The organism is Komagataeibacter sp. SM21 (assembly GCF_041402665.1).
Taxonomy (GTDB): domain Bacteria; phylum Pseudomonadota; class Alphaproteobacteria; order Acetobacterales; family Acetobacteraceae; genus Komagataeibacter; species Komagataeibacter saccharivorans.
The window spans coordinates 13,173-38,962 of sequence record NZ_JBGLOV010000008.1 but is presented as its reverse complement, the minus strand read 5'-3'; the positions used below and the strand labels follow the sequence as shown (position 1 = coordinate 38,962).

Sequence of the window (25,790 nt, the reverse complement as noted above, 5' to 3'; positions counted from 1 at the left end):
ACGGGATTGAATGGCGTACCTATACCACGCCCGTCACCGGCACGGAAACCACGCCCTCAGTTACGGCATAACGGCGCGGCCGCGTGCAGGTCGTCCGGTTTCGGCTGCGGCGGGGTGCGGGCGGCCACGCGCGCGCGTTCCTTCATCCGCGCCACGGCCAGCAGCACCACGAACCCCACCACGTTGACGGCCACCTGCATCATCCATCCGGTGCCAAAACTGGTCAGCACCAGACGGCCATACAGGTCGATGATCGTACCCATGGTAAAGATTTCCAGCGAATGCCGCCCGAACAGCGCCATAAGCTGTCCTCCACGCGTATTCGCCAGCCGCGTCGCCCCGTGTGAGGACTGAACCAGATAGAACACCGCCAGCACGTCAACCAGACGCCACGGCGAAAGGATCATCTTGTCCGGTACCGCCATGACGACGGGGCGCAGGTCATGAAAACCCCACTGCGTCCACGGAAAGGACTGCACGCCTGAAAAGACCAGATACATGGCGCATCCCCACGCCAGCAGGCGCGAACGCGGCAGGCTGCCATCGTGCTGGCCCGCCACACGCGCGGCACATACCCCCAGCACGAACAGGAACTGCCATGCCAGCGGGTCAAAGAACCATCCGTCAGGGTCAAGCCAGTTGGGAAAGTTCAGCCGGGGGTTGATATTGACCACCAGCCATACCAGCCCGCTCAGCCCCAGCACCACGGCGGTCCCCGCCCGGCGCAGCAGCACGTAAAGCGGCGCGAACCCCAGCAGAAGCACGATATACAGCGGCAGGATATTCAGGTTGCCCGGCAATGCGACCAGCGACAGCACACGCCATACCGAATCCAGCCCATGCGCCAGTTCGGGTTCCAGAAAATCAACAGGAACGGGCCAGAAATTCCGCCATACGCGAATGGTGGCGACACAGACCACCACCATCACGATCTGGAATACATATAGCTGCCAGCACCGCCGCCCGATCCGCGCAAGGACGGTGGGCACCGGCTTTCTGGCAAACCCGCGCCCGTAGGCCAGCCACGACGCATAACCCGCCAGCAGCACGAACACCTCCGCCGCATCGGCAAAACCGACATTGCGCATGGTGAAACGGTTGAGCACGTCCTGCGGGATGTGGTCGATACACATCATAAGCAGCGCCACGCCGCGCAGGGCATCGACCCGATGATCCCGCCGGTGCGGTACAGCCGCCTGTGGAGTGGAAGTGCCCATCGTAATCCCTGCCCGCCTGAACGACACCCATGAAAGCCGTGCCCTTCATGTAATGGGGGAAGCGTAAAGCAGCAAACCCGTGGGCTGACCATTCCCCCACCGCACATATGGCGCGCGCGTCCCGCATGACCATGCCCTGCCCGCGCCCGTCACCGGTCAAATGCGTCATCCCGCCGTTTCATGACTCGACCGCCACGGGCCGCCCCTTCTATACCGCAGGGGCGACAGAGCAGGGAGCGCACACGCATGACCAGTCCCGACCGGAACACCATCGAGACCGTACTGCAACAGGTCCATACGGCTGACAGATCGGCCAGCGTCGCCACGCTGGGCAGCCTGGACGCATTCATGGTCCGTGACGGTGTGCTCCATGTCGCCATTGCGACCGATCGCTCGCGCGCGGCGGCATTGCAGCCGCTCCTGCCGGAACTGGAACGCGCCCTTGTTGCGGCGGTACCCGGCTGCACCGCTGCAAGCGTGATCCTAACCGCGCATCGTGCTGCCCCGCCACAGGGTGCGCCTGCGCAGGATACGCCGCCCCCTGCCGCCAGCGGTCACCGCCCGCTCAACCTTGGGGCCAGGCCCGGCAAGGCGGCCACCGGCCCGCTCCCTGCCGGTGTGGGCGTGGTCATTGCCGTGGCGTCCGGCAAGGGAGGGGTTGGCAAGTCCACCACCGCCGTCAATCTGGCGGTGGGGCTGGGACAGGAGGGACTGAAGGTTGGCCTGCTGGATGCGGATGTTCATGGGCCGTCCCTGCCCCGCATGATGGGCGTGAGCGACCGGCCAGAGGTGCGCGATGGCCATCTGGTGCCCCCGCATAAATGGGGCATTACCGCCATGTCGATCGGCATGCTGGTGAACGAGAATGATGCCATGATCTGGCGCGGGCCGATGGTGATGGGCGCGATCGGGCAGTTGCTGGGCGATGTGGAATGGGGCGCGCTGGATGTGCTGGTGGTGGACATGCCGCCGGGCACGGGGGACGCGCAACTGACACTGGCGCAGAAAACCGCGCTGGCGGGGGCTGTCATCGTTTCCACGCCGCAGGATATCGCGCTGCTGGACGCACGGCGTGGCGTCGCCATGTTCGAGAAGATGAACGTGCCCGTTCTGGGCGTGGTCGAGAACATGTCCTATTTCTGCTGCCCCAACTGCAACCACCGTACCGAACTGTTCGGCCATGGTGGCGCACGGGCGGAAGCGGAAAAGCTGGGCGTACCCTTCCTGGGCGAAATCCCGCTTCTGGCCGATATCCGCGCCAGCGCGGATGAAGGCGCGCCAATCGTGATCTCCGCACCCGAAAGTGCCGCGGGACAGGCCTATCGCACGCTGGCCCACACGGTAGCCGGCGCCCTGCGCCGCCTGCTGGACAAGAAGAACAAGGCCGCCACCTGACGGACGGAAAAGAACCGGCGCGGGATCGACAGGTGCCGGTTCCGCACCGTTACCCATGCCGACTTCCTGACCCGACGTGACGGAATCAGAGACAGGTCAGCCGCTAAAGCCTGCGGTCGCGCTTGATCCGGTCCCAGGCCGCATTGATCTGCGCGATGCGGGCCGCACCCTGTGCCTGCTGGGCCGGGGTGGCGCCGCGCGCCGACATGACATCGGGGTGGTGTTCACGCACCAGACGCCGCCAGACCACGCGCACTTCCTCATCACTCACATCCCGGCTGACACCCAGCACGGCATAGGCGTCGACCTCGCTCACACCGGGGCGGGCACCGCCGTCACGCGCGCGATCCCATGCGCCGGGGCTCAGTCCAAACGCCTTGTGCACACCGCGCAGGAACGCTTCCTCCTGCGCGTTGATCTCGCCATCCGCGCGGGCGATCACGAACAGGGAGGCCAGCGCCTCCTCCAGCATGCCGGTACGCCCCGCGAAGGCACGGCCCAGCTCGGTAGCGAATGCCCGGTAATCATCCGTGCGCTGGCGCGCGCTGTCGAACAGGCGCCCCACTTCCTTCATGTTTTCGGGCGGAAGGTGGAAACGGCGCTTGAAGGCGTCGATCTCGGCCCGGTTCACCGCGCCATCGCATTTCGCCATCTTGGCCGAAAGGATGATGATGACCAGACCATACATCTGGTCGCGCTTGCCCATCGCCCCGGCCATCTTGGCCGCAATGAAGGTCGCAGCCCCCTGCGGGTCCGCGTTCATGCGCGGACCCCAGCGGTCGGTCCAGCCCCCTACCGGCGTTTCCAGCAGGGAACCGTTATCCGCCGCATGGCCCAGCGCGGTGCCGACGACAGCGCCCATGGGGCCGCCCACCGCGAACCCCGCAACACCACCAAAAATCTTGCCCCATATCGCCATGCCCCGACGCTAGCACGGATGCGGGCTCAACCCAACTGATCTTCCCTGTTGTTATCAGCCATTTCCGTCAGGTCAGGCATCCATTCCCGCAATGCCTCCACCCGCAGGGCCGACGCAAGCGGGCGGTCCGGCGGGCGTGCCGCGTCGACCTGTCCCACCAGTCCCGCAAGGGTCAGGGCGCGCTTCTGCGCAATCAGGTTCAGGGCGCACCAGAACTCGGGCTCCAGCGCGACACTGGTCCGGTGGCCCGACAGGTTCAGGCTGCGCTTGTGCAACGGGCGGGCACCCCGCTGCGCGGGCAGCGGCAGGGCATGATCGTTCATGACGGCAGCCGCACGGTGGCCCACTGCGCGGCTTCCGCCACCACCGGGTCCGCATCGGCGCACAGGGCGGCCACCACGGGCCGCAGTTCGGGCCGTCCGCTATTGCCGATGGCCACGGCCACATTGCGCACGAACCGGTTGCGACCGATGCGCTTGACGGGTGAGCCGGAAAACCGCGCGCGGAATCCCGCATCATCCAGCATGGCCAGATCGCGCAGCGCAGGTGCGCGCAGGTCATCGCGTGCGGCAAGCTTCATGTGGTTCGTCGCCCGTGCAAAGCGGTTCCACGGACAGACGGCCAGACAGTCGTCACAGCCATAGATGCGGTTGCCCATGGCGGGCCGGAATTCATGGGGGATGGGATCGCGGTTTTCAATCGTGAGATAGGAAATGCACCGCCTTGCATCCATTATCCCCGGCTGTGGAAACGCGCCGGTCGGGCAGGCATCGAGACAGCGCGTGCAGGTGCCGCATCCCCCGCCGGAAGGGACGGATTGCGGCAGGTCCAGCGTCGTGTAGATCTCCCCCAGGAACAGCCAGCTTCCATGCTGACGGGAAACGAGGCTGGTATGTTTGCCCTGCCAGCCCAGCCCGGCATTCTGCGCCAGCGGTTTTTCCATCACCGGGGCGGTATCGACAAACACCTTGACCTCCGCCGCACCGGCACCCTGCCGCCGCCCGGCATTCACCACGAACTGGGCCAGATGCTTGAGCATGCCCTTGACCACATCATGATAGTCACGATGGCGGGCATAAACGGAAATATTGCCCGCTTCAGGCTGGCGGGTAGTGGCAAGCGGGTCGTCTTCCCCCGGTGCGTAGCTGACCCCCAGCGCGATCACGCTGCGTACCTCGGGCCACAGGCCCCGCGGGTCACCGCGCTGTTCCATGCGCTGCGCCATCCACTCCATGCCGCCGGCGAAGCCGTTTTCCACGAACGCGGCCAGACGGGCGCGCACGCCATCATCCAGTTGCGCCGGGGCGAATCCGACCGCATCGAAGCCCAGTGCCCGTGCATGCCCGGCAATGGCTGCGGCAAGGCGCACCGGATCAGCCATGGCCGATGCGCACGGCCCGGCCATCAGGCAACCGGTGGTATGTCGGGAAAGGGCATTTCATCGCCGCTCCAGTCATCCAGCGCCCATTGCGCGCGCAGGTGGGTGGCGTGGGCCGTAAAGCCGCCATCGACGATCGCCGCCCGCATCCCGCGCATGAGACGCTGGTAATAGGCAAGATTATGCCATGTCAGCAGCATCGGGCCGAGGATTTCATTCGCCCGGAACAGGTGATGCAGATAGGCGCGGCTGTGGCGCGAACAGGCCAGACAGTCGCAATGCGGCGAAATGGGCCGCGAATCGGTGGCATGCCGGGCATTGCGCAGGTTGAGCGTGCCGCGTTCGGTATAGGCGCGCGCCGTGCGGCCCGCACGGGTCGGCATGACGCAGTCGAACATGTCCACCCCGCGTTCCACCGCGCCCAGCAGGTCATCGGGGGTTCCCACGCCCATGAGGTAGCGGGGGCTGGCATCGGGGATCAGCGGCACGGTCACATCAAGGGTGGAGAACATGAGTTCCTGCCCTTCCCCCACCGCGAGGCCACCGATGGCATATCCCTCGAATCCGATACCCGTCAGGGCCCTGACACTTTCGGCGCGCAGTTCCGGTTCGGTACCACCCTGAATGATGCCGTACTGCGCATAGCCGGGGCGCTGGACAAAGGCATCACGACACCGTTCGGCCCAGCGCATGGACAGGCGCATGGATTTCGCGATCACGTCCGCTTCCGCCGGAAGGGCGGGACATTCGTCAAAGCACATGCTGATGGTGGCATCAAGCGCATGCTGGATATCGGTCGAGCGTTCGGGGGAAAGGCGGTGTTTCGAGCCGTCGATATGCGAACGGAAGGTGACGCCATCGGCATCGAGCTTGCGCAGCGGCCCGAGCGACATGACCTGAAACCCGCCCGAATCCGTCAGGATCGGTCCGGGCCAGTCCATGAACCGGTGCAGGCCGCCCAGTTCGCGCACCCGCTCGGCCCCCGGCCGCAGCATGAGGTGATAGGTATTGCCCAGCACGATCCCGGCACCCGTGGATCGCACGTTGTCCATCGTCATCGCCTTGACGGTGCCAACCGTGCCCACGGGCATGAAGGTCGGCGTGGGTACGCTGCCATGGGCGGTATCAAGCCAGCCCGCGCGGGCATGGCCCGCACGCGCTTCCGGACGCCAGCGGAAAGAGGTCATGGCAGGTCTCCCTCGGCGCGATGCAGCAGGCAGGCATCGCCATAGGAATAGAAACGGTAACCGCTGGCGATGGCATGTTCATATGCAGCGTGCATGCGGCGATAGCCGCCAAAGGCGCAGACCAGCATGAACAGCGTCGAACGCGGCAGGTGAAAATTGGTCAGCAGCATGTCCACCGCACGGAAGCGGTAACCGGGCCGGATGAAGATGGCGGTCTCGCCATGGAAGGGATGTACGATGCCGTTTTCATCCGTCGCACTTTCCAGCAGGCGGAGCGATGTCGTGCCCACGGCGATGATACGCCCGCCCGCCGCACGCGCGGCGTTGATGCGTTCGGCTGCATGGGGGCTGATCGTGCCGCGTTCGGCATGCATGCGGTGTTCGGATATCTGTTCGCTGCGCATGGGCAGGAAGGTGCCTGCCCCCACATGCAGCGTCAGGGTCTGGCGGAGCACGCCCGCCGCATCCAGCGCCGCCAGCAGGCCAGGCGTGAAGTGCAGCCCCGCCGTCGGGGCGGCGACCGCGCCGCGATGCTGTGCGAAGATGGTGGCGTAATCCCGACGGTCTTCTTCCGTCGGGCCTTCGGGACGGGCGATATAGGGGGGCAGCGCCAGACGGCCCGCATCATGCAGGAACTGATCGAAGGCTTCCCCCTCCGCCGAAAAGCGCAGGGTGACGTCACCCGCGTCGCCACGGCTGACCACCTGCGCCGTGACCGGACTTTCGCCAAAGGTCAGCGTATCGCCCGGATGCAGGCGGCGCGCATTGCGCGCCAGCACATGCCACGTTCCATCGGGCAGGATGCGGTCAAGCGTGATGCCGATTTTCGCGGCCCCGCGCATGGCCGATAGCTGGGCCGGGATCACTGCCGTATCATTGGCCACCAGAATGTCGCCCGGCCGCAGGCAGCCCGGCAGGTCGCGCATGTGGCGATCCATGATCGGGCCTTCCACCGGCACGTCCAGCAGGCGCGCGCTGTCACGCGGGCGGGCCGGGTGGTCGGCGATCCGTTCGGGGGGAAGCGTGAAATCGAAATCAGAAACCAGATCCGTCATGCGGCCCCCTTTACGGAATCCGCACGATACTTGCCAGCCCGAACTACGCCCTTCGCCATGAAGCCGCGGGCCATCTGCCGCCCGCGCCGGGATATTGGACAGAACCGGCGGCGAGCGCCACAATAACGCAGCGATTCCCCTGCGGGAATTTTTTCGTCCCGCCTCCGCATGCCGGATGCGACAGCATAAGGAAGAAATCACCATGTCCTACGCAGCACTGGATGCCGTACGCATCACCAAGGCCTGCAAGACCGCCCTGCATGTGCTGGAAACGGTCGAGGAACAGGACCGCACCGAAGCCCACCAGCGCAAGACGCTGATGATCCAGCGGATCGAGGCCCTGGCCCGCGCCGCAGCCGAAAGCAAGAACGGCGATCAGGCCATTACCCTGACATCCGAGGAATTCTGGCTGATCAGCCAGAACTGGTAAGTCCCTTCCACATCCCTGCCGGATGACAGCGCCCTGTCCGGGCGCTACCCGGTAACGGGATGTGCGATATGCCTTCCCACTGCGCGCAGAGCAGGAAAACGACATGACCTTTACACTGACCAGCCGCTGCTTTCACGATGGTGATCGCCTGCCCCAGGCGCAGGTATTCGACGGCATGGGCCATTCCGGCGGCAATATCTCCCCCCCGCTTGCGTGGCAGGATGCGCCGACGGGCACCAAAAGCTTCGCCATCACCATGTATGACCCCGATGCCCCGACCGGATCGGGCTGGTGGCACTGGGTCGTCATCAACATCCCGGCCACCGTATCCTCCCTGCCCGCAGGTGCCGGATCGGGTGACAACAGCCTGCCCGAACCCGCCGAGATGACGCGCACCGATTTTGGCGGGAATGTCTATGGTGGCGCCGCACCGCCGCCGGGACCGGACCATCACTACATCTTCACCATCCATGCGCTGGATATCGAGCGGATCGAACTGCCCAGTGATGCGTCGGGTGCCATGGTGGGCTTTGTCATCAACCAGCACCGTCTTGCCTCGGCCACGCTTACGGCGGTTTATGGCAAGCAGCCCAGATAAACCCTGCGCCTAGATACGCGGCAGCAGGAAAGGCGCGCGTCCATGATGCCCGAAATGGGCGACGCGCGCCTCAAGCACCCGCACCCTGCCGAACAGGCCCGTATGCACAAGCAGCACGACCGCAAGGGCCGCCCCGCAGAACGGGGCCGTGCAGTAAATCCAGAACGCATGCCACTGACCGGAGAAAACGGCGGGACCAAGACTGCGCGCCAGATTGGTGCTGTCGCCTGACAGCCATGCCTCGAACGGATTGAGCATAAAAAACAGCGGACCGGACAGAAGCGGCGTAAGCCAGCGCAGCCGCGCGTGGCTGCCGGTCAGCAGGACACCCGCGATCAGCAGCATCGTCGCCCCCGCTTCCCCCATGAAGGGCCAGCTTGCAGGCACGGCGGGATTGGGGACTGTGCCTGCGTAATGGTCCATGACCGCCCAGTGCCCCCAGGCAGGGAAAACCCGCCCGGCCAGCGCCAGCAGGGCCGTACCCGCCACAGCGCCCGCGCATTGGGCCAGCATGTAGCCCACCATGTCCCGCCATGCGAGCCGGGATGCCAGCGCGAAGGCAAACGAGACGGAAGGGCTGACATGGCCGCCACTGACCCGACCGAAGGGGGATAGCGCGGCAAGCGTTCCCCCTGCGCCGAAGAACAGGCCCTCCATCCCGACCCGCAGGACCGGATGGCCCGCGAACTTTGGGGCGAGCGGACTGGCCGCCGCCCCGATCAGCACATTGGTGACGATCCCCACCAGCATGAGTACGACCGTGCCCATGAATTCGCACGCGTACAGGCGCAGGTGAAACGGCTGGTCGGGCCGGGCCGCACCCGCCAGCGGACGATCCAGCGGGTGCGGGTAGAACAGGTGGTCAACAGGACGGACCTGCGGCGCGGAAGGGGGCGATGCGGAGGGGGTACCAGCCGCCATCGCCCCTACCCCTGATAGGATGCGATCTCGATCAGGTTGCCATCGGGATCATGGCAATAGACCGATGTAACCGGCCCCAGCGCGCCAAGGCGGGCCACCGGCCCCTCCGTCACGCGCACACCGCATTTTTCGAGATGTTCGATCACGTCGGCACTGTTGACGGCCGTGATGAAGCACAGGTCATTGGTGCCGGGCAGGGCGTCTTCCGCCGTGACCCATCCCTCCGCCCCGTGGGGACGGAGGTTGATTTTCTGGCCGCCGAATTTCAGGGCCGTGCGGTTGTTGCGGCCATATTCCTCACGTTCCATGCCCAGTACACGCTGGAACCATGAGGCCGAGACCTCAAGGTCACGGACACTCACCACAAGGTGGTCAAGACGATCGACGGTAAAACGCATGGCGTTCACGAACCTCCGGTATGTCCGGCCCTACAGGCAGGCCGGACGGACCGCAGGGGTCACGTTCAGCCGGTCAGGCCATCGTAAAAATCATTACCCTTGTCATCAATCACGATAAAGGCCGGGAAGTCCTCGACCTCGATCTTCCACACCGCTTCCATGCCCAGTTCGGGGTATTCCAGCACCTCGACCCTGCGGATGCAATCCTGCGCAAGGCGGGCGGCCGGACCACCAACGGAACCAAGATAGAATCCGCCATATTCCTTGCACGCATCACGCACCGCGCGCGAGCGGTTGCCCTTGGCCAGCATCACATATGATCCGCCCGCTTTCTGCAACATGGCGACATAGCTGTCCATGCGACCGGCGGTCGTGGGACCGAACGCGCCGGTGGGCATGCCTTCGGGCGTCTTGGCGGGACCGGCATAATAGACGGGATGATCCTTGAGGTACTGGGGCAGCCCCTCCCCCTTTTCCAGCCGTTCGCGGAACTTGGCATGCGCGATGTCACGGGCCACGACCATCGTGCCGCTGAGCGAAAGCCGCGTGCGCACCGGATACTGCGACAGCTTGCGACGGATTTCGTCCATGGGCAGGTTGAGGTCGATCTTCACCGCCTCTCCCTCAAGGTCGTTATCCGTGGTTTCGGGCAGGAAACGTGCCGGATCGGTCTCAAGCTGTTCAAGGAAAATGCCATCGGCATTGATGCGCGCCTTTACCTGACGATCCGCCGAACAGGACACCCCGATCCCCACCGGCAGCGACGCGCCATGACGCGGCAGGCGCACCACGCGCACATCGTGGCAGAAATACTTGCCGCCAAACTGCGCGCCGATACCCAGACGCTGGGTGAGCTTGTGGATTTCCTCTTCCATTTCCAGATCGCGGAAGGCATGGCCCTGCGGGCTTCCCTGCGTGGGCAGGCTGTCAAGCCAGCGGGTCGAGGCGAGCTTTACCGTCTCGAGGTTCTGCTCGGCGGACATGCCACCGATCACGACGGCAAGATGATAGGGCGGGCAGGCCGACGTGCCCAGCGTCCGGATCTTGCCATCCAGCCATTTCAGCAGGTTTTCCTTACCCGACAGCAGGGCGCGGGTTTCCTGAAACAGGAAGGTCTTGTTGGCCGAACCACCCCCCTTGGCGACGAACATCAGGTCCATCTGTTCGGCATGGTAATCGCCGGGGGTGGCCGAGATGTGGAACTGCACCGGCAGGTTGGTGCCGGTATTCACTTCCTCGAACATCGAAAGCGGGGCCATCTGCGAATAGCGCAGGGAAGTGCCGGTATAGGTGTCGTACACCCCGCGTGAGAAGGCTTCCTCCTCATTCCCATCAACCCAGACACGCTGTCCCTTCTTGCCATACACGATGGCCGTGCCGGTATCCTGACACATCGGCAGCACGCCGCCTGCGGCGATGCAGGCGTTCTTGAGCAGGTCCAGCGCCACGAAACGGTCGTTATCCGACGCTTCGGGGTCCTTGAGGATGCTGGCAAGCTGCGCCAGATGGCCGGGACGCAGCAGATGCGCCACGTCGTTGAAGGCACGTGCGGCCAGCGCGGTCAGGGCTTCGGGTCGGACATGGACGACCGTGCGCCCACCAAGGACCGAGGTGGTTACCCCCTCGATCTCCAGTTTCTTCCACGGCGTATCATCATCATGCAACGGGAATAGCGGCCCAAACACAAATGGTTTGCGCGCGGGTGCGGATACATTCAACGGACGGTCTCCTCTGCCTTATCTCCCCCGGATTGTTTCCAGGTGGCGGCGTTCAGGTAATCCAGGGCGCGTCCGGTGCATCCGGCGCACCCGGATGGATGGTGTGGCTCAGCCCGGTCCCCCCGGCCCCCGCTTGCGGAAAGCGGCCAGACTCACGACCTGCGAGCTTTCGTTCCGGTCCGTTTCCTCTTCCTCATCCGTCCCGGCGGCTGGCTGCGACTCCGCCGGGGCTTCCCCTGCAGGCTGCACCTGCACCACATTTTCGGGCATGGTGGCCATCGGCGCGTGCTCGGGCACGGTGAAGCGCAGCGTAAGGCGGATATGCGGATCGGCAAAGGCCGAGACCGCCGACACCGGAATGACCAGCGTGGAGGGAATCCCCCCGAACGAAAGCCCGACCGATATGGTCTGCTGCGCCCGGTCCACCTTCAGGCCCCAGAACTGGTGCTGGATGACGATGGTGATTTCATGGGGATACTGGGCGCGCAGGTGGTCGGGCATTTCCACACCCGGCCAGTCGGTCCGGAATGTCAGGTAGAAATGATGATCGCCTGACAGCCCGTGCGCCGCCGCATGCTCGAGCGCGTGCAGCATGACCTGGCGGTAGGCATCCTCGATCCAGGAATCATAGGGCATGAGGCAGTCGGGAATGGCGGTGTCAAAACCGTTTTCCTCGTCGTGATCATCGGACATTTCGGACTTCTCCGTGACATCCGCCCGGACGCACGCGCCGGAGCGGATTTTTGCAGACATGCGGGTTCGGACCACGCCGTGCCACAGTAGCAAGCTGTGCGTCAAACTTCCGGTGATGGCAACCCACCGGCATGACCCATTCCTTCACGAAGCGGATACCACGTCCGCAGCCTGACCCATGCGAAAGAAAAACGAAAAAGACAGAGGTGGGAGGGCTTCTGTTGCCCGGTGCCCTCCCGAACCGCGCTTATCGCTTATGCAGCGACAGCGAGCACCTCAGAGTTATCGTTGGCACTTGTGATTTAGCCCGATAACGGTGGTACAATGCCGGGCAAAAGGCGGGTCTTTACCATGCGTGTCGAGCCTGCTTCGTCCCCCTGTTCCCCATATAAGGAGAAAATGGTGGAGACGCCGGGTACCGCCCCCGGGTCCACAACACTTATTCCACGCGCCGTTTATCGCCATAGCCAAGGAGCAAGCCCCTCCTGCACCTGTGAACATAGGGAGCGCCAAGGCATATGGCAAGGGGCATCAGGGCGGCGAAGCCACTGGTCGGGTGCAGCCAGATATGGCATGTTGCCGGGGCGGCGGACGGCGCGCGCAAAGACATCCGCGCCATCCGCGGTCGCGCCGCCGTTGCCGCCATGCAGGCCATATAGCACAGGACGGTAGGATACATGTTTTCCAGTGAGCAGAAATCGGCAATCGAGGCAGCCCGCGCCGGGTGGGCGCAGACACGCCGCCTTGTCGTACCCGCGATGGAAGACGTGCTGTATGCCCCCGTCCCCGTACTGGAAACCGGCTTCGTCCGCGCGGTGGACTACATGGGTGGCGATAGCGGCGTGGTGCAGGGTGCCCGCGTATCCTATGGCAAGGGCACGCGCAGCACGTCCGATGACCGGGGGCTGATCCGCTATCTCATGCGCCACCGCCACACCAGCCCGTTCGAGCTGGCCGTGCTTAAGCTGCATGTGCGCGCACCCATTTTTGTCACGCGCCAGTGGTTCCGCCACCGCACCGCCAGCATCAATGAATACTCGGCGCGCTATTCCGTGCTGGAAAAGGAATTCTACTTCCCCCGGCCCGAAGACATCGCCACCCAGTCCACCAACAACAAGCAGGGACGTGCCGACAGCCTGCCCCCCGAACAGGCGCAGCAGGTACTCGACATCCTGCGCGATGACGCCTCGCGCTGCTACGACCATTATGTGGACCTGCTCAACGAGGACGAAAACGGACGGACGCGCGACCCCTCCCGCCCGTCGGTGGCCCGCGAACTGGCCCGCATGAACCTGCCGGTCAACATCATGACGCAGTTCTACTGGCAGATTAACCTGTGGAACCTGCTGCATTTCCTGCGCCTTCGCGCCGACAGCCACGCCCAGTACGAAATCCGCGCCTATGCGGACGCCATTCTGGGCCTTGTCGAAAAGTGGGCGCCGCTGACATTCGAAGCCTTCACCGATTACATGCGCGATGCGGTGCTGCTGTCCGGTCCGGCGCTGCGCGTGCTGCGTGCGGCCATGAGCGGCGAGCCGGTCGATCCGGCGGCGCAGGGGCTGTCCAAGCGCGAGATCCGCGAACTGGCTGAGATGTTTCCCGAAATCGCGCCCCGGCTGACGGTCTGACCCCCGGCTCCGGTCAATAAACCGTGATGAACCACCACAGCCAGCACGGCCCGTCATGGCCATGGGCTGTGGATTCTACGTCACACTTCATGGGGCAATTCCACCGGCATGGCCTGCATATGGCGGTTGCCATCGCCGGTTAGCCCCCATGTTGCTGCTGCAATGCAGACACAATATGCCCGTGATCCCATGGCAAGCGGATTGCACAACAGCATTCCCATGCTAGAGAGTGACGCAAGAAAGGGCGTTGCGCCCGGTTCAGGATTCTTCAAACGCATTGGGCCATTCCGCCATCACATGGCGGGGAAGCGAAGACAGAGGGAAGCGGAAACGAGCATGCGAGCAGAGACAGGATCGAATTCTTGGTCGTCCCGCCCGTTCCCGTCCCTGCGTCGTTCGGCGATTCGCGTCGCAGGGGTGGCACTCGGCCTGCTCGGGCTTGCCGGATGTGCAGCCCCCCCGCCCACCGATCCGGATGCGCTGGCTGAATACAAGGAAGCCAACGACAAATACGAAAAGCTGAACCGCAAGGCCTTCGATGTGACGATGTGGGCCAACAAATATACCCTGCGCCCGGTCGCCAAGGCCTATATCTGGGCCGTGCCGCGCCCGCTGCGCAATTCGTTCGGCAGTCTGTACCAGACCATGAACGAACCCGTCGTGTTCTTCAACGACGTGGGCGCGGGCAAGCCGCGCCGCGCGGGCGACGCCTTCGTACGCTGGTGCATCAACATGACGGCGGGCATCGGCGGGCTGATCGACGTTGCGAACTATGCCGGTTACAAGCACCATGACAACGACGCCGGCCTGACGCTGGCGACATGGGGCGTGCCGTCCGGGCCTTACCTGTTCCTGCCGGTGCTGGGTCCGTCCTCGTTCCGTGACGGGATCGGCTATGGTATCGATACCGGCCTGTCGCCGTGGAACTACGTGCCCCGGGGCTATGGACTGATCACCTTCAACTGGGCCTATAACATCATGGGCACCATCAACGGCATGGCCACCAACGTTGATGCGCTCGATCAGGTCATGAAGGATTCGCTCGATCCCTATGCCACCATCCGCAGCGCCTACCAGCAGCAGCGGCAGGCCATGGCCGAAGCCATAAAGAACGACCACCGGGCCACCGTGCCCGACTGGTACCACACAAGATAACCAAAAAGGGATACAGCGATGCAGACAGCCATCCCCCGTCGCCACGCACTGGCTCTGCTGGCAACCTGTGCCGCCACGCCTGTTGCCTCAGCATGGGCGGTTGATGCACTCACGCAGGCCCGTTCCTTTGTCTCCATGTTCGGTAACAAGCTGGTCGGCATCGTCAACAGCGACATGCCACTGGAAAAGAAGAAGCAGGACATCCTGCCCCTTCTCAACCAGTACGTCGATGTGGACGCCATCGGGCGTTACTGCCTTGGCCGCTACTGGCGCATCGCAACCCCCGAACAGCAGGCACGCTACATCAAGCTGTTCCATGAAGTGCTGGTCAACGCCATTACCGACAAGATCGGCGACTACCGTGGCGTGACATTCGTGGTCGGCACAAGTGCCCCGTCCGGTGACGATACGGCGGTGTCCACCGTCATCAACCGTCCCGGCCAGCCGGGTGCCGATACGCAGTGGATCATCAGCACCGCAAGCGGCAGCCCCAAGGTCGTCGATGTAGTGGGCGAAGGCGCGAGCCTGCGCCTGACGCAGCGGCAGGACTACAGCTCCTTCATCGCGCGCAACAGCGGCAATGTGGATGCGCTGCTGCATGCGCTCGACAAGCAGATCGCCAACCACCACTGATCCCTGTGCCTGCCCGTCATCAACGCGGGCAGATGGACGCCAGAAAGCCGGTAGCATTCCTACCGGCTTTTTAATGCAGGTTCATTTAATGCAGGCGGGCGGCATCCGTCCCGGTACGCACGCTCTGATAGAGCAGGATGTTTTCGCCCCCCGGCACGGGCTGCGCATCGCATACGCTCATGCCCGCCCCGCCAAAGACCTGCCGGGCCATGATGTCGCTTTCCCTTACATAGGAAATGATCCGCCTGACGCCCCCTTCATGGGCGAAGGCCAGCGCCAGACTGGCAGCTTCGCGCGACAGGCCGGGTTCACGGGCCTGCGGGACAATGGCGAACTGCAGTTCGTGACAGTCAGGTGACGTGGCGGAAGGCTGGACCCCCGCCAGACCGATAAAACGGTCCTGCTGGCGGATGGTGAACATGCCAACACCTTCCCGCCCCCATGTCATGAGATCGGTCATCATGTCCTGTTCACTCAGGACACGATTGGATACCCCGGTCGCCAGTCGACCGGATACCCCGGCGCTGGCCTTGAGCCGCGCCACATCTTCCAGATCAGCCCAGGAAACCGGATCAAGCCGCATCCGGCCTGTCTGTATGCGGTATCTGCCACCCATGGCTGCCTCCATCCCGGCAGGGTTTATCGACCTGCCGTTATTGACGCAGATAACAGGGCGGGTGGCAAATGGAATCAGCGTTCGATGGGACGGTACTTGATCCGGCTCGGCTCGGTCGCGTCCGGTCCCAGGCGGCGGCGCTTGTCTTCCTCATAGGCCTGGAAGTTGCCTTCGAACCATTCGACGTGGCTGTCGCCCTCGAAGGCGAGGATGTGGGTCGCCAGACGGTCAAGGAACCAGCGGTCATGGCTGATGATGACCGCGCAGCCCGCGAACTCGGCCAGTGCGTCTTCCAGTGCGCGCAGGGTGTCAACGTCAAGGTCGTTTGTCGGCTCATCGAGCAGGATGACATTGCTTTCCTGCCGCAGCATCTTGGCCAGATGTACGCGGTTACGCTCACCACCCGACAGGACGCCAACCTTTTTCTGCTGGTCCGGTCCCTTGAAGTTGAAGGCCCCGACATAGGCGCGTGACGGCACGGCGCGCTTGCCAAGGTAGATCACGTCCGTCCCGCCGGAGATTTCCTCCCACACGGTCTTGTCGTCATCCAGGCTGAAACGCGACTGGTCAACATAACCCAGCTTGACCGTCTCGCCGATGGTAAGCGACCCGCTATCGGGCGTTTCCTGCCCCATGATCATCTTGAACAGCGTGGATTTACCCGCACCGTTCGGCCCGATCACGCCCACGATTCCACCGGGCGGCAGCTTGAAGCTCAGGTCATCGATCAGCAGGCGGTTGCCGAAGCCCTTGCGCAGGTCCTCCGCCTCGATCACGGTGCCACCCAGACGCGGACCGGGCGGGATGACGATATCGGCCACGCCACCGGCCTTCTCGGCGTTCTGGGCCAGCATTTCCTCATACCGCGCGATACGGGACTTGCTCTTGGCCTGACGCGCCTTGGGGGAGGAGCCAATCCACTCCTGCTCGGCGGCAAGGGCGCGCTGGCGTGCGCTTTCCTCTTTCTCTTCCTGCGCAAGGCGCTTGCGCTTCTGCGTCAGCCACGACGAGTAGTTGCCCTCGAACGGATAGCCACGGCCGCGTTCGAGTTCCAGAATCCAGTTGGTGACGTTATCGAGGAAGTAACGGTCATGGGTAATGACCATCACCGTGCCCTCGTAGTCACGCAGCGTCTTTTCCAGCCACGATACGCTCTCAGCATCAAGGTGGTTGGTCGGTTCGTCAAGCAGCAGCAGGTCAGGCTTTTCCAGCAGCAGGCGGCACAGGGCCACACGGCGGCGCTCACCACCGGACAGCTTGTCCACCGGGCTGTCGGCAGGCGGGCAGCGCAGGGCCTCAAGGGCGATTTCCAGCTTGCGGTCCAGTTCCCAGCCGTCGCCCGCGTCGATCACTTCCTGCAGTTCGGCCTGTTCGGCCAGCAGGGTGTTCATCTCGTCATCGGACATGGGTTCGGCGAACTTCATCGAAATTTCGTTGAAGCGGTCCACGGCCTTTTTCAGCTCGCCAAAGCCCAGCGCCACGTTCTCGCCAACGGTCAGGCTTTCGTCCAGCTTGGGTTCCTGTTCCAGATAACCCACGCGGGCACCTTCGGCGGCCCATGCCTCGCCACCGAATTCCTTTTCCACGCCCGCCATGATCTTGAGCAGCGTGGACTTACCCGCGCCGTTGACGCCCAGAACACCAATCTTGACGCCGGGCAGAAAGGACAGGGTGATACCCTTGAAGACTTCACGCCCACCCGGATACGCCTTGGTCAGGTCCTTCATCACATAGACATATTGCGTGGCGGCCATGACGGTCGGCTCCTGATAACTGAGAGAAAATGGCAAGTGACCCGCACCACACGATCGGGCGCGGGACGCGCCACAGTGCAGTGCTGCATGCTAAAGAGCCTGCGCCCGGCAGGACTTGAACCCGCAACCAAGCCGTTATGAGCGGCCCGCTCTAACCAATTGAGCTACGGGCGCGCAGGCAGCCCCTGATCTCGCGCATGTGGAGGGATTTGGCAAGATCCATGCACCCATTTCCGCGCTTTTTTTCCATGCCGTCCAGCCGCAATGGCAAAAGGAAGCATGATGCGCGGCACATGCCGGCAGAACATGGCTTGCGCGGCAAAGCGTGGGGGCTATACCGTCACCGCCGTAAAATCACGCCGCGACAGCATGCTGTTACGGCACAGCACACAGGCAGCAGGAGGTCTGGAAGCAATGGACGTATCAAAGATTTCACCCGGCAAGGACGTTCCCGACGACATCAATGTCGTCATCGAGATCCCGCAGGGTTCCGGCGTCAAATACGAGATCGACAAGGACAGCGGCGCGGTCGTGGTCGACCGTATCCTGTTCACGCCCATGGTCTATCCCGCAGCCTATGGCTTCATCCCCAACACGCTGGCCGCCGATGGCGACCCGACCGACGCGCTGGTGCTGATGCCTGCCGCCGTGGTGCCCGGCTGCGTGGTGCGCGCGCGTCCCATCGGCATGCTGAAGATGGAAGACGAAAGCGGACAGGATGAAAAGATCATCTGCGTCCCGCACGACAAGGTCCACCCCTACTATTCCAAGGTGGAGAAGCTGGAAGACCTGCCCGAGATCGTGCTGAAGGAAATCGAGCATTTCTTCACCCGTTACAAGGACCTTGAAAAGGGCAAGTGGGTCAAGGTATCGGGCTGGGCCGACAAGAAGGCCGCCGGTGAGGCGATTGTTGAATCCATCAAGGCCGTAGCGGGCAAGTAAGCCCCAGGGTGCAGCCGCCGGGTCCGTCGGGATCCGGCGGTCAGGCCACGTCGCACAGCGCGGGCCGCCCGCCACAGGCCACAAGCTGGCCGATCAGCCGGTGATAGCGGTCCAGATAGGTGCGCATGTCCAGCGTGGCGACTGCGTGTTCGCGCACGCTGGCGCGCAGCCTGCGGGCCAGCCGCCGGTCTTCCAGCAGTTCCACAACGCCATCGGCGATACGCTGCGGTTCAAGGAAGGGGACAAGGCGCGCAGTCACGCCATCATGGAGGAATTCCTCCACCGGGGCCGTCCGGCTGCCCACAATGGCGCAGCCACAGGCCATGGCCTCGCGCAGCGACCATGACACCACGAACGGATATGTCAGATAGACATGCGCGTCCGAACGCTGCAGCAGGCGGCAGAAACTGCCATAATCCACGCGCCCGGCAAAATGGACCCGTTCCATATCCAGTGTCCGGCCGACTTCGGCCATCATATGCGCCCGCCACGTCATCCCGCCCGGTGCCCGCGCGCCATAGCTGACGCCATCCCCCCCCACGACAATGACCCGTGCCTCCGGCCTGTGTTCAAGGATACGCGGCAGCGCACGCATGAAAACATGGAAACCCCGATAGGGCTCCAGATCCCGCGCGACATAGGTGACCAGCTTTTCCCCCGGCCGGACATGAATGTTGCCCAGCGTAAAGGACTGCATGCGCGCATGGGGATCAGGCACGCATTTTTCCAGATCCACTCCTTCAGGGATCAGGGTCAGGCGGTCGCGCGCCCAGTCGGGATAGGTATCGCGCTGGAAATGGGTCGGGGTATGCCCCCAGCCTGATCCGGCCAGCGCCAGAAGGTTGAGCGTATTGCGGGCACGGATCAGGGGGGCCACGGTGGCTGGAGGTGCGAATTCCGGATCAAAACCCACATCCAGCCCCGTGGGCCGATAGAAGAATTCATAATAGCCCAGTATCGGGACATCGGGGTACACATCGGGCAGGTCCAGCATCTCGCCCCAGCCGTGATGGCCGATGATGATATCGGGAACATAGCCCAGATCGCGCAGGGTACGCGCGGCACGCGCAACCGCCGCCGCACGCTGCATGCCCCTGGCCAGTTCATCCACCGGCGCGGGGGCATCCACACGCGCGGGTTGTGGCATGCGATACGATACCCGGCGTACGCCCGGTATCTGCATACGGCCCGATTCACTTATGAAAACAATCTCGTTGCCACCCTGCACCGTCAGGGCGCGCACGAGATGCACGAACTGGGCAGGAAAATTCTGGTGTACGAACAGGTATTTCATAAGGAATCTCCTGTCCTTGCCACCTTCATGATCCCGCTGGCTTACGCCGCCGCGTAGCCCTACGCCGGCGGGGAGATGCGGATGCCACGGGGGCAGCCGCAGCTTTCCCCTGTGAAATCCCTTCCACCACCAGATCATCGGACGTTTCCATCGACTGTTCCGCAGGCATCCGCCTTACCTGTCCCGGCGATGACCGGACCGGCTGGGTTGCGGGCGTCAGGGCAGCCAGAAGCGCTTCTTCCGCCGCATCTTCCGGTACGGGTGGACGAAGCACGGAGCGGGAGGGGCAGGGACGTAATTCAATACGGAACGCTTCCAGCGGCGCCTGTGTCGGGGCCATGACGGGCGCGTCTTCAGTCGGGCCGACACGGCTGCCATCAATGAAGCTGGCTTCGACCAGACAGGTGAACGCCGACGCCGCCTTCCCCTTCAGGCGGACCCGCAGGCCCAGTATGGGCAGCGCCATGCCCCGGCTGCCGCAATATTCCCCACCGCCAATCCATGGGGAAAACCAGTCCTGACCCAGAATGGCCTGATATTCCAGATCATCCACCGCAACAGCACTGCCTGGCTGAATGGCAAATCCCTCCATCCATTGTCCACTGCCGGTTTTGCCCATCCATGCCCCAAGCGGGGCTTTTACATCGCCCCGGCGCTGGATATGGGCGGTCATGCTTCCGTCATGATCCCCTGCCGGCAGGGCGGTCTCCGCAGGGTCGGGGTCGGATACAGGCGGCGCCACGCGTCCGGTCCCGCCGGACAGGCGGACCACCTGCAATCCGGGCAGGTCGCGGGCATGCTCCGTATCGTGGTAAGTCGTGACCAGAACTGCGGCGCCCCGCGCGGGTATGCGGACCAGCGCCGCGCCATCGCGCCCCCCGATCCAGCCATCCGCGTCGAACGTACTGACCTGCACCGCCGTCATTCCCGGCGGAGAACTGATCCGCATGCCTGACAGCCCATCAGTCCGCATATCCGCCGGAGGAGCATGGAAAATGCAGTATGTGCCTTCTGCCAGCCGTATGAGCCGGGCGGTGGCCTGTATCGTATCGGCCTGCCCCGTACGGGCGGCAGCGTGTCCGCTTTCCATCACCCTCTCCCCGCATTACGGAAAAAGGGAGGGAATACGGCGAGCTGACCGGCGGGAGAGATAGGGATCAAGACAGGCCTCTTTCCTGTGGTCATGAACGGGCAGAGGCATAAGACAGTAAAAACGTATTCAATTGGTGAACGGGCAGACCATGCGGCACACATATCCCGCGCCCCGTCGCCCTGATACGCGCCGCCACCGCCCCGAGATCGAAGGCGACACTGCGCAGCCCCGCCCGCCACAGAAGTGTCAGGGTAAAACACCATGTCTCGGGGCAGATGGATGGCACCAGCCCCACCTGCCCCCCACAGGACCGTATCAGGGCCACGGCCTGCCCCGGTTCGTAGGGACCTGTAATGAATACCCGCCCCGTTTCCAGAAGCGGCGCGTCATCGGATGTATGTCCCACCACCACGAATTCCAGCGGCAGGTCACGCATGCGCGCATCCCGCGCAGCGGCCAGCAGGACCGCATATCCCTTGTCCGGCCCGATCGCGCCCACCACCACGACCCGGCACAACCCCGTATCCGGCATAAGGGTCAGGGAATGATCGTGCAGGGGCTGGGCAAACTGCCGCAGGGTCTGGTCAGGGCGGTCATCTTCGAGCGGTTCCGTCCCGAACCGGATATCGGGAAAATAGCGCGCCAGCCTGCGCGCCACATCGGCGCAGGGTACGACCACGCGCCGCGCACGGCTCAGGTCGCGTCCTGTCTTGCGCCGCAGGCGATCAGCATCCGTTTCCTCCACCCGCGTCCCCAGTGCGCGGACACATCTCCGGCACTCCGTAATGTCAGGTTCGCCACAGTAACGGCCCTCCCTGCCAACCAGCGTAACGCGGGGACAGATTCCGGCGTAATCATGCACATACCGGTCATACGGCACCGCCAGTTGCTGGCACAGTTCACGCGCCCGGTCGCCATGGCCCATGTGATGGTGGATTTCGACATGCTCCAGCCCCAGCGCGCGCAGCAGCGCCACAAGGGCCGCGCCCTGTGCGGGCCATACGAAATGCAGGGGCGGACATGACCCCTCATGCCTGCCATCCCTTATGACAAAGCCATCGGGAAACGGTTCCACAACGACAGGCAGCACGCCCTCCGTCAGCCACATCCGCGCGCGGTCGGCCACGACCTGCGCCACGCCACCCGCCCTGCCGTGGCTGACCAGAAGCACCGTACCACGCAGTCTCGCGCGCAGGACGGCGCGATGCCAGACCAGCAGTGACAGGCGCTGGCGGGCAGCGGCAAGCGGATCGGCCGCGATATGGTCCTGAACCAGCCGGTCATAGCCGGGAAACAGCCGGTTCAGCACCCAGTGGTTGCGCTGTTGCAGCGCCGGACGGCTGAGACCAAAGGATGCACTACCCGCATGCCCCACAAATACGCCGGGCGCTGCGTAATGCCGCCATCCCGCCAGCCGGGCGCGCATGCAGAAGTCATTTTCCTCCCCATATCCCCGGCCATACAGTTCGGGACGGAACAGGCCCGTATGATGCAGGCAGTCATGGCGGATCAGCATGCAGAAACCGTGGCCTGTGGGAATTTCAGGGCCCTGCCCGCCATTGGCCGTTAATGCCGCGGCCATGAAGTGGCGCACATCCTCCATCCCGCCAGCCAGTGGGGATGGCCGTTCGGGATCAGGCCATGTCAGGATCGTGGCATCGTTCGACAGGGGGGATACAGTGCCCGCATCGGCGCGCGCATAGGCTGCCCGCAGCATTTCATCCAGCCAGCCATCGGCCACCAGCGTATCGCTGTTCAGCAGCACGACATCCATCCCGGTCGCATCAGAAAGCGCCGTATTGACCGCTGCGGGATAGCCCCGGTTGGTTTCATGCCGCCGCAGCACAATCCGCCCCTGCGTCGCCAGATCATCCAGTACAGCGGCCAGCGCGGGATCAGGGGAGGCATCATCCACCACCATGATTTCCACTACTGGCCCTTCCACACGTCGGGCCAGCGTCGCCAGCACACTGTCCAGACAGGCGAGGGTGCGCTCCCGGTCCGCATGGACCGCAACCACGACCCGGCAGCGCGCGGCGCGTCCGGGCGGGTGTAGAAGTCCATCCCCGCGCGCCCGCATGGCGGGAAAGACCCGTCGTGCGCGTGGCAGGCGGACCGGGAGAGGAGAACCGGTCAGATCCCGCCCCTGCCCCGTGACAATGCGCACGCATCCCTGTGGAGCGATATCTGCCCACCCGACCCGGAATGCCCATACCGACGTGGAAGGACCGGCGATGGCCGCCGCCATCGGCACGATCCTGCGTGTAAGCTTCAGCCGCCGCCTGCCATGTGCATCCATCAGATATAGTGCGGGGCGGCCCTCCGGCCGGGCGGGCATGATCGCCCATCCCGCAACCCCCTGCCCGTCTGGCAACGCTACGCCAGCGACCTGGCATAAGGCCACCGGATCGGGGCTGCCGCCCAGCAGGGGCATGCCATCATACAATATCCCGATTTCCCGCGCCTGACGCCAGCGCGGCGGCAGGGACATGGACGTGCCGGCCATACGACGCGGGCCGAACCTGCTGCCGTCCAGCCAGACCACCGGCACGCATCCTTGTGGCAGGCCGCCCCAATGCAGCACGCCCCGTCTTCCGTCCAGCGCGCACCAGCCGGACCGGCCCATATGCTGGCATGTCAGATCCGCCGGAACGGACAGTGCCGGATCAAAGCCGTATCGGGTAAAAAACCGCTCCAGAGCTACTGCCGCGCGCGCCCATGCGCCCGCCGCGCAACAGGCCAGCACCAGCAGGCGCAGCCCGGCGCGAAAGCCCTGCCCTGCGGCCATGACGGTTTCCACCGCTTCCGCGGCACCCGTGCCATCGCCAGCACCCAGCCGGACCGCAGCCAGCGCGTACAGCACAGCCCTGTCATCGGGTGCCAGCCGCGCCGCGCGTTCCATCCACACAAGGGCCTGCGCATGCCGTCCCTGCCCCGCCAGCAGCCGGGCATGCCCCACGGCGGCCGCCACATCCGCGCCCGGCGCAACGGATGGACCGGATTCAGGACGCGGTATGGTCTGCCTCCACCCATGCCAGCCGGTCACATTCATCCTGCGCCGCGCCCAGCCCCTGCGCCGCCGCGCGGGCGAACCACTCCCGCGCCTGCACCGGGTCTGCCGGCCCCGCCAGCCCGCGGGCCAGATACCGCCCCAGCATGAGCTGTGACAGGGCATTGCCCCCCTGTGCGCCCTGACGGAACCAGTGCAGCGCCTGCATGCGGTCGGGCGCGATATCGTGGCCACCACCGTACATGGCCCCAAGGGAAAACATGGCTTCGACCCGCCCGGCACGCGCCGCCACATGATAGAGGGCAAGCGCGCCAGCATGGTCGCGCGGTCCCCCATGGCCATCCAGCCGAAGCTGGGCCGCGACAAGGCAGGCATCGGGCAGGCCATGTTCCGCTGCCTGTTCCAGCCACTGGCGGGCACGTATCGGATCAGCCGTTCCGCTCCCTTCACCCAGCAGCATGCGTCCCAGCCAGTACTGCGCATTGACCACACCCGCCCGGGCCGCGCGTTCCATCCATATGACGGCCTGCCTGCGTTCAGGAGCAGTTCCCGTTCCCCGGTACAGGCTGACCGCCAGATTGAAGGCGGCCACCGGATCGCCCGCCTGCGCGGCCGCATGAAAATCAATACCCGGCACGTCTGCCTCCGCTCCCTCCGTCAGCAGGGTTGCCGCAAGGTCGGTCATGGCCGCGACATCACCCAGCACGGCCGCACGCTTCACCCACATACGGGCCAGCGTAAGGTCGGCGGGAACACCACGCCCCTGTATGTAAAGCATTCCCAGCATGCGGCAGGCCACGGCATGGTCCTGTTCAGCCGCCATGCGGTACCATGTCGCGGCTTCATGGGCGCAGGGCACGGCGGCTTCCCCGCGCGCGTGCATGTCCCCCAGCAGGGAGGCGGCTTCACGGTCCCCGGCATGGGCGGCACGACGCAGCCATGTCTCGGCGGCCATGACATCGCGTGCTCCCTGCACGCCCTGTAACAGCAGGGCGCCGTAACGGGCCTGTGCCGGCCGTATGCCCTGCCCGGCGGCACATGCGTACCAGTGCGCGGCCTGTGCCCGGTCCTGCGCCACGCCCCAGCCCCGCTCATGCAGCAGGCCCAGCATGTACTGCGCCGTCGGCAGCCCCCCCTGTGCCGCGCGGGTCAGCGCCGCGACCGCATCGGGATCACTGCCGGGTGCCATACCGGATGCGCTGAGATGCGCCAGCGCCAGACCCAGATCACCCTGCGGGCAGCCTGCGCGTGCGGCCTGTGCGCACCATGACCGCGCCGCCTGCGGGTCCCGCACGCTATCCGGGCCGGTAGCGAGCAGATAGCCGTACAAAGCCTGCGCATCCGGCAGGCCCTTTTCCGCCGCGCACGCGGCCCATGTGGTGGCGGCAACAGGATCGGGCCATCCGGCAATGCCTTCGGGCAGGGATACAGGCAGCAGGCTGTCAGCCCCAACGGTACGGGGCGGCGCCCCCAGCAGCAGCAGGGCAAGGGAAAAAGCGGCCTCCACATGGCCTGCGGTCGCGGCCTCGTGCATCCAGCGCAGGCCCTCGACCGGACTTGGGGGGACGCCCGTTCCCTCCAGATAGGCGCGGGCCACCTGATACTGCGCGGCGAGCATGCCCCCGCGCGCCAGTGTCCCGAGCAGCGCAAACCCCTGTGCCGCGCGCCCTTCGCGTTCCAGCAGGTCGCATGCACGCCGGAAGCGCGCGGCGGGGGTAAGACCATCCCGCAATCCCGACAGGAGCCTGCGCATGAC

24 protein-coding genes, 1 tRNA gene and 1 other RNA gene are annotated in these 25,790 nt (G+C 64.6%); 8 read left to right on the top strand and 18 right to left on the bottom strand.

What is annotated here, in order from left to right; translation table 11 throughout:
- Positions 1 to 56: 56 nt before the first annotated feature.
- Positions 57 to 1,217, bottom strand: coding sequence for an OpgC family protein (locus ACBR42_RS09370; protein ID WP_371207825.1), 1,161 nt, complete (start codon positions 1,215 to 1,217; stop codon positions 57 to 59).
- A 246-nt stretch (positions 1,218 to 1,463) separates the two neighbouring features.
- On the opposite strand from ACBR42_RS09370, the gene ACBR42_RS09365 reads away from it, so the two are divergent.
- On the top strand, positions 1,464 to 2,612 hold the full coding sequence (locus ACBR42_RS09365; RefSeq protein WP_118962566.1) for a P-loop NTPase: 1,149 nt from the start codon (positions 1,464 to 1,466) through the stop codon (positions 2,610 to 2,612).
- Between the two features lie 103 nt (positions 2,613 to 2,715).
- On the opposite strand, the gene ACBR42_RS09360 is transcribed toward ACBR42_RS09365, so the two are convergent.
- Genes ACBR42_RS09360 through queA form a run of 5 tightly spaced genes read right to left on the bottom strand, consistent with a single transcriptional unit; the run spans position 2,716 to position 7,151 of the window.
- Entirely contained in the window at positions 2,716 to 3,531 is an 816-nt protein-coding gene (locus tag ACBR42_RS09360) for a TerB family tellurite resistance protein (protein WP_110547516.1), read from the bottom strand.
- A 26-nt stretch (positions 3,532 to 3,557) separates the two neighbouring features.
- On the bottom strand, positions 3,558 to 3,854 hold the full coding sequence (locus ACBR42_RS09355) for a ribbon-helix-helix domain-containing protein (RefSeq protein WP_102325303.1): 297 nt from the start codon (positions 3,852 to 3,854) through the stop codon (positions 3,558 to 3,560).
- Positions 3,851 to 4,936, bottom strand: coding sequence for a tRNA epoxyqueuosine(34) reductase QueG (queG, locus tag ACBR42_RS09350; RefSeq protein WP_174234084.1), 1,086 nt, complete (start codon positions 4,934 to 4,936; stop codon positions 3,851 to 3,853). The genes ACBR42_RS09355 and queG overlap by 4 nt, the downstream gene beginning before the upstream one ends.
- Complete coding sequence (gene tgt, locus ACBR42_RS09345; protein WP_371207824.1) at positions 4,936 to 6,096, bottom strand: tRNA guanosine(34) transglycosylase Tgt; 1,161 nt, start codon at positions 6,094 to 6,096, stop codon at positions 4,936 to 4,938. The genes queG and tgt overlap by 1 nt, the downstream gene beginning before the upstream one ends.
- Positions 6,093 to 7,151, bottom strand: coding sequence for a tRNA preQ1(34) S-adenosylmethionine ribosyltransferase-isomerase QueA (gene queA / locus ACBR42_RS09340; RefSeq protein WP_102325159.1), 1,059 nt, complete (start codon positions 7,149 to 7,151; stop codon positions 6,093 to 6,095). Before queA ends, tgt begins: the two co-directional genes overlap by 4 nt.
- 202 nt (positions 7,152 to 7,353) lie before the next feature.
- Between queA and ACBR42_RS09335 the strand changes: the two genes are divergently transcribed.
- Both ACBR42_RS09335 and ACBR42_RS09330 read left to right on the top strand, forming a co-directional pair.
- Positions 7,354 to 7,581: a hypothetical protein gene (locus ACBR42_RS09335; RefSeq protein WP_102325302.1), complete on the top strand. Its 228-nt coding sequence runs from the start codon at positions 7,354 to 7,356 to the stop codon at positions 7,579 to 7,581.
- A gap of 103 nt (positions 7,582 to 7,684) precedes the next feature.
- Positions 7,685 to 8,179, top strand: coding sequence for a kinase inhibitor (locus tag ACBR42_RS09330; RefSeq protein WP_102325158.1), 495 nt, complete (start codon positions 7,685 to 7,687; stop codon positions 8,177 to 8,179).
- Between the two features lie 9 nt (positions 8,180 to 8,188).
- Here ACBR42_RS09330 and ACBR42_RS09325 read toward each other — a convergent pair whose 3' ends face one another.
- The 5 genes from ACBR42_RS09325 to ssrA all read right to left on the bottom strand — a co-directional run bounded on the left by ACBR42_RS09325 (position 8,189) and on the right by ssrA (position 12,438).
- The gene (locus tag ACBR42_RS09325; protein ID WP_371207823.1) at positions 8,189 to 9,100 is read right to left on the bottom strand and encodes an MIP/aquaporin family protein; all 912 of its coding nucleotides are present in this window, start codon (positions 9,098 to 9,100) and stop codon (positions 8,189 to 8,191) included.
- A 5-nt stretch (positions 9,101 to 9,105) separates the two neighbouring features.
- Entirely contained in the window at positions 9,106 to 9,498 is a 393-nt protein-coding gene (locus tag ACBR42_RS09320) for a VOC family protein (RefSeq protein WP_102325156.1), read from the bottom strand.
- A 65-nt stretch (positions 9,499 to 9,563) separates the two neighbouring features.
- The gene (locus ACBR42_RS09315; protein ID WP_118962567.1) at positions 9,564 to 11,216 is read right to left on the bottom strand and encodes a fumarate hydratase; all 1,653 of its coding nucleotides are present in this window, start codon (positions 11,214 to 11,216) and stop codon (positions 9,564 to 9,566) included.
- A 108-nt stretch (positions 11,217 to 11,324) separates the two neighbouring features.
- Positions 11,325 to 11,909, bottom strand: a complete 585-nt coding sequence (locus ACBR42_RS09310; protein ID WP_102325301.1) for an SspB family protein — start codon at positions 11,907 to 11,909, stop codon at positions 11,325 to 11,327.
- Positions 11,910 to 12,114: 205 nt separating this feature from the next.
- Positions 12,115 to 12,438: a transfer-messenger RNA gene (gene ssrA, locus ACBR42_RS09305) on the bottom strand.
- Here ssrA and ACBR42_RS09300 point away from each other — a divergent pair.
- The 4 genes from ACBR42_RS09300 (at position 12,428) to ACBR42_RS09285 (ending at position 15,325) form a co-directional block, all read left to right on the top strand.
- Positions 12,428 to 12,568 (top strand): hypothetical protein, encoded by a 141-nt coding sequence (locus ACBR42_RS09300; protein ID WP_371207822.1) that lies wholly within the window; start codon positions 12,428 to 12,430, stop codon positions 12,566 to 12,568. The two genes, ssrA and ACBR42_RS09300, sit on opposite strands and share 11 nt — an antisense overlap.
- Before the next feature lie 18 nt (positions 12,569 to 12,586).
- Complete coding sequence (thyX, locus tag ACBR42_RS09295; RefSeq protein ID WP_371207821.1) at positions 12,587 to 13,537, top strand: FAD-dependent thymidylate synthase; 951 nt, start codon at positions 12,587 to 12,589, stop codon at positions 13,535 to 13,537.
- Positions 13,538 to 13,954: 417 nt separating this feature from the next.
- On the top strand, positions 13,955 to 14,692 hold the full coding sequence (locus ACBR42_RS09290; protein WP_102325153.1) for a VacJ family lipoprotein: 738 nt from the start codon (positions 13,955 to 13,957) through the stop codon (positions 14,690 to 14,692).
- A gap of 18 nt (positions 14,693 to 14,710) precedes the next feature.
- Complete coding sequence (locus ACBR42_RS09285; protein WP_102325152.1) at positions 14,711 to 15,325, top strand: phospholipid-binding protein MlaC; 615 nt, start codon at positions 14,711 to 14,713, stop codon at positions 15,323 to 15,325.
- Between the two features lie 85 nt (positions 15,326 to 15,410).
- On the opposite strand, the gene ACBR42_RS09280 is transcribed toward ACBR42_RS09285, so the two are convergent.
- From ACBR42_RS09280 to ACBR42_RS09270, 3 genes are all read right to left on the bottom strand, one after another.
- Positions 15,411 to 15,941, bottom strand: coding sequence for a GNAT family N-acetyltransferase (locus tag ACBR42_RS09280; protein ID WP_258373466.1), 531 nt, complete (start codon positions 15,939 to 15,941; stop codon positions 15,411 to 15,413).
- A gap of 74 nt (positions 15,942 to 16,015) precedes the next feature.
- Positions 16,016 to 17,695, bottom strand: coding sequence for an energy-dependent translational throttle protein EttA (gene ettA, locus ACBR42_RS09275; protein ID WP_102325150.1), 1,680 nt, complete (start codon positions 17,693 to 17,695; stop codon positions 16,016 to 16,018).
- 100 nt (positions 17,696 to 17,795) lie between these two features.
- A tRNA-Ile gene (locus ACBR42_RS09270) sits at positions 17,796 to 17,869 on the bottom strand.
- Positions 17,870 to 18,109: 240 nt separating this feature from the next.
- Here ACBR42_RS09270 and ppa point away from each other — a divergent pair.
- Positions 18,110 to 18,637 carry an inorganic diphosphatase gene (gene ppa, locus ACBR42_RS09265; RefSeq protein ID WP_110547539.1) on the top strand — a complete coding sequence of 176 codons (528 nt, stop codon included), beginning with the start codon at positions 18,110 to 18,112 and terminating at the stop codon, positions 18,635 to 18,637.
- Positions 18,638 to 18,677: 40 nt separating this feature from the next.
- Here the strand turns inward: ppa and ACBR42_RS09260 are convergent, their stop codons facing one another.
- The 4 genes from ACBR42_RS09260 to ACBR42_RS09245 all read right to left on the bottom strand — a co-directional run bounded on the left by ACBR42_RS09260 (position 18,678) and on the right by ACBR42_RS09245 (position 25,787).
- Positions 18,678 to 19,931: a glycosyltransferase gene (locus ACBR42_RS09260; protein ID WP_371207820.1), complete on the bottom strand. Its 1,254-nt coding sequence runs from the start codon at positions 19,929 to 19,931 to the stop codon at positions 18,678 to 18,680.
- Between the two features lie 25 nt (positions 19,932 to 19,956).
- The gene (locus ACBR42_RS09255; RefSeq protein WP_371207819.1) at positions 19,957 to 21,021 is read right to left on the bottom strand and encodes a hypothetical protein; all 1,065 of its coding nucleotides are present in this window, start codon (positions 21,019 to 21,021) and stop codon (positions 19,957 to 19,959) included.
- Positions 21,022 to 21,112: 91 nt separating this feature from the next.
- The gene (locus ACBR42_RS09250) at positions 21,113 to 24,070 is read right to left on the bottom strand and encodes a glycosyltransferase (RefSeq protein WP_371207818.1); all 2,958 of its coding nucleotides are present in this window, start codon (positions 24,068 to 24,070) and stop codon (positions 21,113 to 21,115) included.
- On the bottom strand, positions 24,027 to 25,787 hold the full coding sequence (locus tag ACBR42_RS09245; RefSeq protein WP_371207817.1) for an SEL1-like repeat protein: 1,761 nt from the start codon (positions 25,785 to 25,787) through the stop codon (positions 24,027 to 24,029). The genes ACBR42_RS09250 and ACBR42_RS09245 overlap by 44 nt, the downstream gene beginning before the upstream one ends.
- Positions 25,788 to 25,790 lie beyond the last annotated feature (3 nt).

Coding starts and splice junctions, on each gene's coding strand:
- ACBR42_RS09260 (WP_371207820.1), bottom strand. CDS start 19,931: ATGAAATACCTGTTCGTACACCAGAATTTTCCTGCCCAGTTCGTGCAT.
- ACBR42_RS09325 (WP_371207823.1), bottom strand. CDS start 9,100: ATGGCGGCTGGTACCCCCTCCGCATCGCCCCCTTCCGCGCCGCAGGTC.
- ACBR42_RS09280 (WP_258373466.1), bottom strand. CDS start 15,941: ATGGGTGGCAGATACCGCATACAGACAGGCCGGATGCGGCTTGATCCG.
- ACBR42_RS09365 (WP_118962566.1), top strand. CDS start 1,464: ATGACCAGTCCCGACCGGAACACCATCGAGACCGTACTGCAACAGGTC.
- ppa (WP_110547539.1), top strand. CDS start 18,110: ATGGACGTATCAAAGATTTCACCCGGCAAGGACGTTCCCGACGACATC.
- ACBR42_RS09255 (WP_371207819.1), bottom strand. CDS start 21,021: ATGGAAAGCGGACACGCTGCCGCCCGTACGGGGCAGGCCGATACGATA.
- ACBR42_RS09330 (WP_102325158.1), top strand. CDS start 7,685: ATGACCTTTACACTGACCAGCCGCTGCTTTCACGATGGTGATCGCCTG.
- ACBR42_RS09335 (WP_102325302.1), top strand. CDS start 7,354: ATGTCCTACGCAGCACTGGATGCCGTACGCATCACCAAGGCCTGCAAG.
- thyX (WP_371207821.1), top strand. CDS start 12,587: ATGTTTTCCAGTGAGCAGAAATCGGCAATCGAGGCAGCCCGCGCCGGG.
- ACBR42_RS09360 (WP_110547516.1), bottom strand. CDS start 3,531: ATGGCGATATGGGGCAAGATTTTTGGTGGTGTTGCGGGGTTCGCGGTG.
- queA (WP_102325159.1), bottom strand. CDS start 7,151: ATGACGGATCTGGTTTCTGATTTCGATTTCACGCTTCCCCCCGAACGG.
- ACBR42_RS09245 (WP_371207817.1), bottom strand. CDS start 25,787: ATGCGCAGGCTCCTGTCGGGATTGCGGGATGGTCTTACCCCCGCCGCG.
- queG (WP_174234084.1), bottom strand. CDS start 4,936: ATGGCCGGGCCGTGCGCATCGGCCATGGCTGATCCGGTGCGCCTTGCC.
- ACBR42_RS09320 (WP_102325156.1), bottom strand. CDS start 9,498: ATGCGTTTTACCGTCGATCGTCTTGACCACCTTGTGGTGAGTGTCCGT.
- ettA (WP_102325150.1), bottom strand. CDS start 17,695: ATGGCCGCCACGCAATATGTCTATGTGATGAAGGACCTGACCAAGGCG.
- ACBR42_RS09300 (WP_371207822.1), top strand. CDS start 12,428: ATGGCAAGGGGCATCAGGGCGGCGAAGCCACTGGTCGGGTGCAGCCAG.
- ACBR42_RS09285 (WP_102325152.1), top strand. CDS start 14,711: ATGCAGACAGCCATCCCCCGTCGCCACGCACTGGCTCTGCTGGCAACC.
- ACBR42_RS09310 (WP_102325301.1), bottom strand. CDS start 11,909: ATGTCCGATGATCACGACGAGGAAAACGGTTTTGACACCGCCATTCCC.
- tgt (WP_371207824.1), bottom strand. CDS start 6,096: ATGACCTCTTTCCGCTGGCGTCCGGAAGCGCGTGCGGGCCATGCCCGC.
- ACBR42_RS09370 (WP_371207825.1), bottom strand. CDS start 1,217: ATGGGCACTTCCACTCCACAGGCGGCTGTACCGCACCGGCGGGATCAT.
- ACBR42_RS09355 (WP_102325303.1), bottom strand. CDS start 3,854: ATGAACGATCATGCCCTGCCGCTGCCCGCGCAGCGGGGTGCCCGCCCG.